The sequence below is a fragment of the Mycobacterium sp. genome (genome assembly GCF_050700595.1).
In the GTDB taxonomy this organism is placed as follows: domain Bacteria; phylum Actinomycetota; class Actinomycetes; order Mycobacteriales; family Mycobacteriaceae; genus Mycobacterium.
In genome coordinates this window covers 1-6,971 of record NZ_JBOHHI010000093.1, presented here as the reverse complement: position 1 = coordinate 6,971, position 6,971 = coordinate 1, and the positions used below count along the sequence as shown (strand labels likewise).

10 protein-coding genes and 1 tRNA gene are annotated in these 6,971 nt (G+C 65.6%); 5 read left to right on the top strand and 6 right to left on the bottom strand.

Features of this window, described 5'->3' with window-relative positions:
• Together ACRDTL_RS09290 and ACRDTL_RS09285 are read left to right on the top strand one after the other, a co-directional pair.
• Positions 1-158, top strand: a 158-nt coding sequence (locus ACRDTL_RS09290; RefSeq protein ID WP_431506417.1) for a DUF4334 domain-containing protein, incomplete at its 5' end; no start/stop codon positions are given.
• A gap of 127 nt (positions 159-285) precedes the next feature.
• Positions 286-1,110, top strand: coding sequence for a crotonase/enoyl-CoA hydratase family protein (locus ACRDTL_RS09285; RefSeq protein WP_431506415.1), 825 nt, complete (start codon positions 286-288; stop codon positions 1,108-1,110).
• A 13-nt stretch (positions 1,111-1,123) separates the two neighbouring features.
• Here the strand turns inward: ACRDTL_RS09285 and ACRDTL_RS09280 are convergent, their stop codons facing one another.
• Complete coding sequence (locus ACRDTL_RS09280) at positions 1,124-1,831, bottom strand: rhamnosyl O-methyltransferase (protein ID WP_431506414.1); 708 nt, start codon at positions 1,829-1,831, stop codon at positions 1,124-1,126.
• Between the two features lie 99 nt (positions 1,832-1,930).
• Between ACRDTL_RS09280 and lipE the strand changes: the two genes are divergently transcribed.
• Entirely contained in the window at positions 1,931-3,169 is a 1,239-nt protein-coding gene (gene lipE / locus ACRDTL_RS09275) for a lipase LipE (protein WP_431506413.1), read from the top strand.
• A 4-nt stretch (positions 3,170-3,173) separates the two neighbouring features.
• On the opposite strand, the gene ACRDTL_RS09270 is transcribed toward lipE, so the two are convergent.
• The 4 genes from ACRDTL_RS09270 to ACRDTL_RS09255 form a co-directional block, all read right to left on the bottom strand.
• Positions 3,174-3,542: a type II toxin-antitoxin system VapC family toxin gene (locus ACRDTL_RS09270; protein ID WP_431506412.1), complete on the bottom strand. Its 369-nt coding sequence runs from the start codon at positions 3,540-3,542 to the stop codon at positions 3,174-3,176.
• Positions 3,539-3,778 carry a type II toxin-antitoxin system Phd/YefM family antitoxin gene (locus ACRDTL_RS09265; protein WP_431506411.1) on the bottom strand — a complete coding sequence of 80 codons (240 nt, stop codon included), beginning with the start codon at positions 3,776-3,778 and terminating at the stop codon, positions 3,539-3,541. Before ACRDTL_RS09265 ends, ACRDTL_RS09270 begins: the two co-directional genes overlap by 4 nt.
• A 43-nt stretch (positions 3,779-3,821) precedes the next feature.
• Positions 3,822-3,908: transfer RNA gene (locus ACRDTL_RS09260), tRNA-Ser, on the bottom strand.
• Between the two features lie 29 nt (positions 3,909-3,937).
• Positions 3,938-4,432 carry a MarR family winged helix-turn-helix transcriptional regulator gene (locus ACRDTL_RS09255; RefSeq protein WP_431506410.1) on the bottom strand — a complete coding sequence of 165 codons (495 nt, stop codon included), beginning with the start codon at positions 4,430-4,432 and terminating at the stop codon, positions 3,938-3,940.
• A gap of 66 nt (positions 4,433-4,498) precedes the next feature.
• Here ACRDTL_RS09255 and ACRDTL_RS09250 point away from each other — a divergent pair, with 66 nt between their 5' ends.
• Positions 4,499-5,479: an NAD(P)H-quinone oxidoreductase gene (locus ACRDTL_RS09250; RefSeq protein ID WP_431506409.1), complete on the top strand. Its 981-nt coding sequence runs from the start codon at positions 4,499-4,501 to the stop codon at positions 5,477-5,479.
• Positions 5,480-5,499: 20 nt separating this feature from the next.
• Here the strand turns inward: ACRDTL_RS09250 and ACRDTL_RS09245 are convergent, their stop codons facing one another.
• Positions 5,500-6,696, bottom strand: a complete 1,197-nt coding sequence (locus ACRDTL_RS09245; RefSeq protein ID WP_431506408.1) for a cysteine desulfurase-like protein — start codon at positions 6,694-6,696, stop codon at positions 5,500-5,502.
• A gap of 111 nt (positions 6,697-6,807) precedes the next feature.
• Between ACRDTL_RS09245 and ACRDTL_RS09240 the strand changes: the two genes are divergently transcribed.
• A partial coding sequence (locus ACRDTL_RS09240) for a hypothetical protein (protein ID WP_431506416.1) occupies positions 6,808-6,971 on the top strand: 164 nt, incomplete at its 3' end.

Sequence of the window (6,971 nt, the reverse complement as noted above, 5' to 3'; positions counted from 1 at the left end):
AATTTCGCGGCGAGGTCACCGCGACGATGGTCTACGACGGCCAACCCGTCCATGACCACTTCAAGAGGATCGACGACAACGCGGTGATGGGCATCATGAACGGCAAGAAAGTCGTCGATAACGGCCGCTACTTCTACTTCTACCTCGAGCGGGTCTAGCGCCTTCGGTTTCGCGTTGATTCTGCACGTACCGCGTAGAAGTGCGAGTAGGTCACGCGGTGGACGCAGAGTCAGTGCGGCTAGGGGTTGGTCGTCGGTGGGCGGCGAGTCACGGTACGGTCTGCCCATGGGTGAGCCGTACGAATCCGTCACCGTCGAGACCAAGGACCACGTCGCGCAGGTGACGCTGATCGGACCGGGCAAGGGCAATGCGATGGGTCCGGCGTTCTGGTCGGAGCTGCCCCAGGTGTACGGCGAGTTGGCGGCCGACCGTGAGGTGCGGGCCATCGTGCTCACCGGGTCGGGCGCCAACTTCAGCTACGGCCTGGACCTGAAGGGGATGGGCGGGACGCTGGCGCCGGTCCTGTCCGAAGGCGCCCTGGCCCGGCCGCGCGCCGATTTCCACGCCGAGGTGCTGCGCATGCAGCAGGCGATCACCGCCGTCGCCGACTGCCGCACCCCCACCATCGCCTCGGTGCATGGCTGGTGCATCGGCGGTGGAGTGGACTTGATCTCGGCGGTGGACATCCGCTATGCGAGCGCCGACGCGAAGTTCTCCGTCCGCGAGGTCAAGCTGGCGATGGTCGCCGACGTCGGCAGCCTGGCACGACTGCCGCTGATCCTTTCCGACGGGCACCTGCGAGAACTGGCGCTGACGGGTAAGGACATCGATGCCGCCCGCGCCGAGAAGATCGGCCTGGTCAACGACGTGTACGCCGATGCCGAGGCCTCGCTCGCCGCCGCGCTCGCCACCGCCGCCGAAATCGCCGCCAATCCGCCGCTCACGGTTCACGGCATCAAGGATGTCCTTGACCAGCAACGTATTTCGGCGGTGTCGGCGAGCCTGCGGTACGTGGCGGCATGGAACGCTGCTTTCCTGCCGTCCAACGATTTGTCCGAGGGTATCTCGGCGACCTTCGCCAAGCGCCCGCCGCAGTTCACCGGCGAGTAGGCGAGCACCGGACTTAGTTGCGGATCAAAAACCCATTAGGTGCCTGCGTCCAGCCGAACTTGGTTTCGCGTGCCACATCATGGGTGTAGTCATCGGGGAACTCACGCTCGTAGGCCTCGATGGCCTCATACGGTCCCGGCCCGAAGCCGGGAAACACCGGGTGCCCGTTGATGCTGGAGTCCTCCACCAGCAGGTAGTCCCCGGCGCTCAGCAACGGCCGCAGCAGTTTCATCTCGGCCAGCACGTGGTCCATCGAGTGATCGCTGTCGAGAATGGCGAAGACCCGGCCGGGAAACTCGGTTTTGAGGCGCGTGATGTGCTCTACAACAGCCGGGACGGTGGATGATGACTCGATGAACGCAATGTCAGGATCGGCCGGTGCCGACGGATCAAGCTGTTCGTGATTGCTGTCGACCGAAAGGACTCTGAACGGCTGACCGATCTGGCGCATCACCGCAGCGAAAAATAACGCCGAACCGCCGGCATAGCTGCCGAACTCGATCACCAACGACGGCCTGCGCTCGACCAGGATCTCCTGGTAGTTCCACATGTCGGCCGGCGATTTCCAGCACGCGACGCCCATCCAGGTCATCTTGCGCCACACGCCGGTCTGGTAGAACCACTTGTAGTACTCCTCGGGTTCTGAGCCAGTGGGCAGGTAAAACCACGGCCTCGCGAGACCAGCCGCAGCCCTTTGCACGGAATCCCGAAAGCGGTTCATGTGGTGTGTGATCCTCCTCAGTCGATAACGGGGGCGATTATGCCAAGTCCGGCTTGGCGGCGGATGACCACCCACAAATCCGCCCGTACCCTCGCATGCATGACAGATGACGGCAGGATCCGTGTCCCGGCCGACCTCGACGCCGTCACGGCGGTCGGCGACGAGGACCATTCCGGCATCGACGCTGCGGCCGTCGAACGGATCTGGCAGGCGGTCCGGTACTGGTATCAGGCCGGAATGCACCCCGCGATCCAGCTGTGCCTGCGGCACAACGGGAAGATCGTGCTCAACCGGGCGATCGGGCACGGCTGGGGCAATGCCCCGACCGATGCGCCCGATGCCGAAAAGATCCCGGTCGAAACCGACACCCCGTTCTGCGTGTACTCGACGGCCAAGGCGATCACCGCGACCGTCGTGCACATGCTGGTCGAACGCGGACAGTTCGCACTCGACGACCGGGTCTGCGACTACCTGCCCAACTACACCAGTCACGGCAAGGACCGCACGACGATCCGCCACGTGCTGACCCACAGCGCCGGCGTTCCGTTTCCCACCGGCCCCCGACCCGACGTCCGCCGCGCCGACGACAGCGAATACACCCGCGAACAGCTGGCCAGGTTGAAGCCGCTGTACCGGCCCGGGCTGATCCACATCTACCACGCGCTGACCTGGGGCCCGCTGATGCGAGAGATCGTCTCGGCCGCCACCGACAAGGACATTCGCGAGATTCTCGCCGCCGAGATCCTCGACCCACTTGGCTTCCGCTGGACCAACTTCGGCGTCGCACACCAAGATGTCCCGCGGGTCGCGCCGAGTCACGCCACCGGCAGGCCGTTGCCGGCGCCGATAGCCGCAGTCTTCCGCAAGGCAATCGGCGGAACCATGCACCAGATCATCCCGTTCAGCAACGATCCGCTGTTTCTCACCACGGTGATCCCGTCGTCAAACACCGTGTCGAACGCCGACGAACTGTCGCGCTTCGCCGAAATCTGGCGTTGCGGTGGCGAACTCGACGGGGTACGCGTCATGCAGCCAGACACGTTGCGCGAGGCGGTGCGCGAATGCCGCCGGCTACGACCGGATTTCGCCACCGGGCTCACTCCGCTTCGCTGGGGCACCGGATTTATGCTGGGGTCCAACCGCTTTGGGCCATTCGGCCGTAACGCGCCGGCAGCGTTCGGCCACCTCGGGTTGGTCAGCTGCGCGATCTGGGCCGACCCTGAGCGTGGGCTGGCGGCCGGGTTGGTCAGCAGCGGCAAGCCCGGTCGGGACCCGGCGCCCAAGCGCTACACCGTGCTGATGGACCGCATCGCCGCCGAGGTTCCGCGGGTCAGATGAGGCCTCACACACAGACGACCGGATAGGCGCGCAGCCGAGCGTCGGTGGTGACGAGGTCTAAGCGTTCGGTAATGGCCTGCGCTACCAGCATCCGGTCGAACGGATCGCGGTGGTGCCAGGGCAACTCGCGCAGCGCCTCGGCGTGTGCTGCGGTGAACGGCAATTCGCGAAAGTCTGCCTCGCGCAACGACTCGTAAAACCCGGAAGCCTTTAGCTTGCCCAGCGACGTCTTGATTGACACTTCGGCGACGGCGATCGCGGAGACGAAAAACTCGTTGTCGGGTTCCGCGATCATCGCGCGATGCGCGGGTGACAGCTTCGGATCGTCGGCGAGCGCCCAGAGCAGGATGTGCGTGTCGAGCAGTCCCCTCATTCCCCGTACCAGTCGCGGTCGTCGGCGGCGGTGAAATCGTCGAAGTCGGGCGCGATCTTGACCTTGCCCTTCAAGAGGCCCAGGCGGCGCACGGGCCGGTCGGGCCGGTAAGGAACCAGGCGCGCGACGGGCCGGCCATGCCGGCTGATCACGATCTCGTCGCCGCTTTCCGCGCGGGCGACCAGCCGCGAAAAGTTGGTCTTCGCGTCGTAGACATTGAAGGTCTCGGTAGTCATGACTACATAATAATAGACCTGACCAGACCTGACCAGATTTCAGCGGTGGCGGAGGGATTTGAACCCCCGGACGGTGTTAGCCGTCTCTCGCTTTCAAGGCGAGTGCATTAGGCCGCTCTGCCACGCCACCGCCGATAAGCGTAACGGGCACCTGCAACTTCACGACCGGCCGGACGGGCGCAGCCCGGCGCTGATCCGCCGGCAGTTCTCCCCCATCGCGGTGATCCGCGAACGCGACAGCTGGCCGAGAAAATACGTCCGCACACCTTGCGCATAGGTGACCATGGCCTGCCGCGCCGCCGCGCGGCCGTCGTCGGTGATGGTCGCCATCACCCCGCGCCGATCGTCGCGGCTGGCTTCACGCCGCACCAGACCCTGCAGCTCCAGGCGGCGGATCTGCCGGGTCAAGCGACTCGGCAATGACGGCAACGCCTCGGCCAGATCACCCATCCGCGCCGACCCGCCGGGAGCGCTGTCAAGCATGTCCAAAACCCGGACATCGACCAGCGTCAACTGGTGCGCCTCGGTCAATTGCCGGTTGAGCGTCGCATACAACCGCAACGCGGAATCCAAGAAGTGCTGCCACGACTTCTGTTCTGCGATGTCAAGCCCGGGCATCTCACTTGCTGTCGGGCTGGCGATGACGCCGCGCATAACGTCATGCTATGCGACGCATTGCCTTTAAAACAGCGGGAATTCGCAGGTAGTAGCCTGTCGGCCATGCATGCCATCGTCGCCGAGTCCGCCGATCAGCTCCTGTGGAAGCAATTGCCCGACGTCAAGGCGGGTCGCGGAGAAGTGTTGATCAAGGTCGGCGCGGCCGGGGTCAACCGCGCCGATCTGCTGCAGGCCGCCGGCCGTTATCCGCCTCCGCCGGGTGCCAGCGAACTGCTCGGCATGGAGGTATCGGGTGTGATCGCCGAGGTGGGCGACGACGTCAGCGGATGGTCGCCCGGGCAAGAAGTCTGCGCGTTGCTGGCCGGCGGCGGGTACGCCGAATACGTCGCTGTTCCCGCCGGGCAGATCCTGCCTATCCCCGACGGCGTCGAACTGCACGACGCCGCCGCCCTACCGGAAGTCGCGTGCACGGTCTGGTCGAACCTGGTGTTGACGGCTCACCTCGGCGAGGGCCAGTTAATCCTGATTCACGGCGGGGCCAGCGGCGTGGGCAGCCACGCCATCCAGATCGCCCGCGCACTGGGCGCCCGGGTCGCGATCACCGCGGGATCACCGGCCAAGCTCGAACTCTGCCGCGAACTGGGCGCCGAGATCACGATCGCCTACCACGACGAAGATTTCGTCGTGCGGGTGGCCGAGGCCAGCGACGGCGCGGGAGCCGACGTGATCCTGGACATCATCGGCGCCGCCTATTTGGACCGCAACCTCGATGCGCTGGCCAGTGACGGCCAACTGGTCATCATCGGCATGCAGGGCGGTGTCAAGGGCGAGCTCAACATCGGCAAGCTGATCGGCAAACGGACCCGGGTCATCGGAACGGCGCTGCGCGGCCGGCCCGTCGACGGCCCCCACGGCAAGAGCACCATCGTCGACGCGGTGACGACCTCGGTCTGGCCGATGATTGCCGACGGGCGCGTCCGGCCGGTCATCGGGGCACGCATGCCGATTCAGCAAGCCGCCGAGGCGCATCGCATGCTGTCGTCGGGGCGGGTGACCGGCAAGATCGTGCTCACCGTTGACTAGCGAGCAGACGCAAAGATTGCTCAGCCCAAAGATGCCAGCGCGCGTACCAATTGGTCGACCTCGGCCATCGTTGAATAGTGCGCCAGGCCGACGGTGACCGCGCCGCCGACATCGCTGACGCCGATCACGTCGAGCACGCGTGCGCCGACGTTCGAAATCGCCAGAATTCCGTTGTCCGCCAACCGCTGCACCACCCGCTCGGCGGGCACTTCGTGCAGCGCGAAGCTGACCACCGGTATCCGTGTCTCGGGCCGACCGATCACCACCACCAACGGCAGCGAGCGCAGCGAGGCCATCAGGTAGTCGAATATCCTGTCCATATATGAGCCGGCGGATTGCATTGACACAGAGAGTCTTTCGCGTCGCGTTCCGCGAGCCGACTCGTCGAGCGAGGCAAGGTATTCGATACTGGCGACCAAACCGGCCAACAGCCCGTACTGGTGTACGCCGACCTCCAGGCGTGCCGGCCCGGTGGCGTGCGAGTTCGTCGATACCGAGCCGAACGAATCAATCAGCGCGGGATCGCGAAACACCAACGCCCCGATGGGCGGACCGCCCCACCCGACGGCGTTGACCGCGACCACGTCGGCGTCGATGTCGTCGATGTCGATCAACCGGTACGGCGCGGCCGCGGAGTGGTCGACGACGACCAGGCCGCCGATGTCATGGATCAACTTCGTCACCGGTCGCAGGTCGGTGACGGTGCCCAGGGTTCCCGACGCCGAGGTGACGGCGACCAGACGCGTCGGCTTGCTGATCAGGCTCTCCCACTGCCAGGTCGGCAGCTCGCCGGACTCGATGTCGACCTCAGCCCATTTCACTTTGGCGCCGAATCGATTTGCTGCGCGCAGCCATGGGGCAATATTCGCCTCGTCGTCCAGTCGAGTGACGATCACCTCGTAACCCAAACCGGTCCGAGACGCCGACGCATCAGCCAACGACGACAGCAAAACCGCACGGTCGGCGCCCAGCACCACCGCGTGCGGATCGGCGTTGACCAGATCGGCCACCGCCGCTCGCGCCGCCTCCAGCACGGCCGCGCTGCGGCGCGCCGAAGGATGCGGACCGACCGCGCTGGGAAAAGAACCGCGGAACGCTGTGGACACCGTGGTGCCCACCGAGTCGGGGATCAGCATCCCCCACGGCGCGTCGAAATGCACCCAACCGTCACCCAGCGACGGGTGTAGTCCGCGCACCCGGGCGACGTCGTAAGCCATGCCAGCCACCTTAGAGTCCCGCGCGATTCGGCAAACCGTGACGGTAGCGGGGCGGCCAGACACGTCCCCCACCATCGAAAGCCGGGTCACCCGGCCAGCCATACTAGTGCAGTGGGGTTGACGTTCGGAATTCTGATTGCACTGTTGTTGCTGATCGCGCCGGGGGCCATCGTCGCGCGCAGCACTCAGCTAACTTGGCCGATCACCGTGGCGGTTGCCCCTACGCTGACCTACGGGGTGGTCGCGCTCGCTATCATCCCGTTCGGCGCGCTCGG